Origin of the sequence: Alistipes sp. AM16-43, assembly GCF_003435745.1 — a bacterium.
Taxonomy (GTDB): domain Bacteria; phylum Bacteroidota; class Bacteroidia; order Bacteroidales; family Rikenellaceae; genus Alistipes; species Alistipes onderdonkii.
In genome coordinates, this window is sequence record NZ_QTUQ01000019.1 from 2002 (window position 1) to 3816 (window position 1815).

Annotated in this window: 4 protein-coding genes and 1 pseudogene; all 5 read left to right on the forward strand. The window is 53.4% G+C overall.

The window, feature by feature from the left end; translation table 11 throughout:
* Positions 1-376 (forward strand): annotated as a pseudogene (locus DW189_RS14135) (hypothetical protein); the annotation flags it as partial.
* Between the two features lie 6 nt (positions 377-382).
* Positions 383-595, forward strand: a complete 213-nt coding sequence (locus tag DW189_RS14140; protein WP_117508600.1) for a hypothetical protein — start codon at positions 383-385, stop codon at positions 593-595.
* 12 nt (positions 596-607) lie between these two features.
* Positions 608-907 (forward strand): hypothetical protein, encoded by a 300-nt coding sequence (locus tag DW189_RS14145; protein WP_117508601.1) that lies wholly within the window; start codon positions 608-610, stop codon positions 905-907.
* Positions 908-955: 48 nt separating this feature from the next.
* Positions 956-1279 (forward strand): LPD28 domain-containing protein, encoded by a 324-nt coding sequence (locus tag DW189_RS14150; protein ID WP_117508602.1) that lies wholly within the window; start codon positions 956-958, stop codon positions 1277-1279.
* A 5-nt stretch (positions 1280-1284) separates the two neighbouring features.
* Positions 1285-1722 carry a hypothetical protein gene (locus DW189_RS14155; RefSeq protein WP_117508603.1) on the forward strand — a complete coding sequence of 146 codons (438 nt, stop codon included), beginning with the start codon at positions 1285-1287 and terminating at the stop codon, positions 1720-1722.
* Positions 1723-1815 lie beyond the last annotated feature (93 nt).

Sequence of the window (1815 nt, forward strand, 5' to 3'; positions counted from 1 at the left end):
ATCGTTCCGATACGCGGACAACTACTCCTACGGCAAGGCTTTCGACAAACAAACCGAACCGAACCGTATCGGAGTCTTCACCCGAAAGAAGATCGACGACTGGGTAGAATACCTCACGCAGGGTTTCCGGAATCTCGAACGGATCAATGCGGAGAACGAACGAAAAATAGCCGGGTACCGCAACCGGTTGGAGGCTCTGTCCGATGTGGTTTGGGTTCATGACAAAAGTCACGGCCAGATCATTCGTAACGGCCTGACCTATACTTTCGATATCCGGCAGACGGATTACAGCGAAAAGATCTCTTTGGACTATCGGTGCCGCACGCTCGACGATTTCCTTGCACTCTCCGACAATAAATTCACACCTAAACCTTAAACGACTATGGAACGAAACATTATTATCGAAAATATCTGCACTGCGTGCCGCTGCGGCGAACGTCGCGCCGAGGAATATTTGGCCGCGGAACTTCGCAACCTGCGGGAACTGCGGGATGCCGGGGCTCTGTGCTACGGCGATCTTGAAACGGCCTGTTCTGGGCTGGGACTGGACTTCGATTATACGGACTATTTCTGTCTGGCCTTGTCACTGAACTAACTCCGATTTACGATGAATAATCTTTGTTTCAACCGTTTCACACTGCGGACGGACGATGCGAAAACCCTCCGTAAAATCCTTCGCTGGCTGGCGCTCAATTACCGCTTGTACGAATACCTCCCCTCGGACGCAGAGGTTCGCGGACGGTTCATCTCGTGCAAACCCTTTCCCGCCGAGGCGTTCCGGCGTCAGATCGGGAAATTGCGCAACGACAGAACGCTGTTCCTGCGGATTGTCTCTGCGGACTTATACTCGCTCTATGTGGAAGGTAATGTCTATCTGCGCGGAGCGTGGCACCGAATCTTTCTTTAATCACCTGCCGCCTGCTCCGAAACGAGCGGGCGGCATTATTTCAATAGCATGGCATACGAATCATCCATCCCTTTCGCGGATATCCGGGATTTCCGCGCCGCCGAGATCAACGGTATCCCGGCTCTTTTCACCACGTCTCGCCTCGATTCCGAAACCCTTCCCGCCGATTTTCACTCGTGCGAGGTCATGGGCGGTGGGGGCAGCGATTTCCAGTGGCTCGTTCCGCTGGCTTTGGCAAACTTCACCGGAACGTTCGTCTCCCGGCAGCCCCTGCTCCGGGAAGGACAGGCGTACGCTGAAATACGCCGGTACGGCATCTATGACGCGACGACAGTCGACGAATGGTCTGAAAACAACAACGATAACTCTTAAACACTATGCGACGAAAATTCAAACTGAAGGTCAGCTATACCTTCAACGGCTGTTTTACCCTGCGTGCGGCTTCCGGCAAGGAGGCCGCACGTCTTGTTTCCGAACAATGCGGAACGGTTCTGAGTGCGATTCAAACGACTCTCGGCGAAGAATCCGAGGTAGACTGGCATTTCGACAAACATCCCCGGCTTGCAGTTCGGGAAGTAATCGCTCTTCCGGAGACCCTCGACGGGGAGAAGCTGCCGCGCGTGCAGGTCTTTCACCCCGGGCAACGGGTCTTCTGGCGTGATCCTGCCGATGAAACGTCGGGATATTATACCGTATGTTCGGGTAATGACGACGTGGAGGAACCCTCTGACGATGACATCATCCGGATTTGTTCTTCGGCTTCGGAAGCCGAAGTTTTTCCGTGCGAACTACGTCCCGTATTCAAAAAACGTTAAAGACACATTCAAATGAAGATGCAGGAATCCGATTTCCGGCGTGCGCTGGAAATCATCACCCGAAACAACAGAATCACTGTGTCGTTCAACACA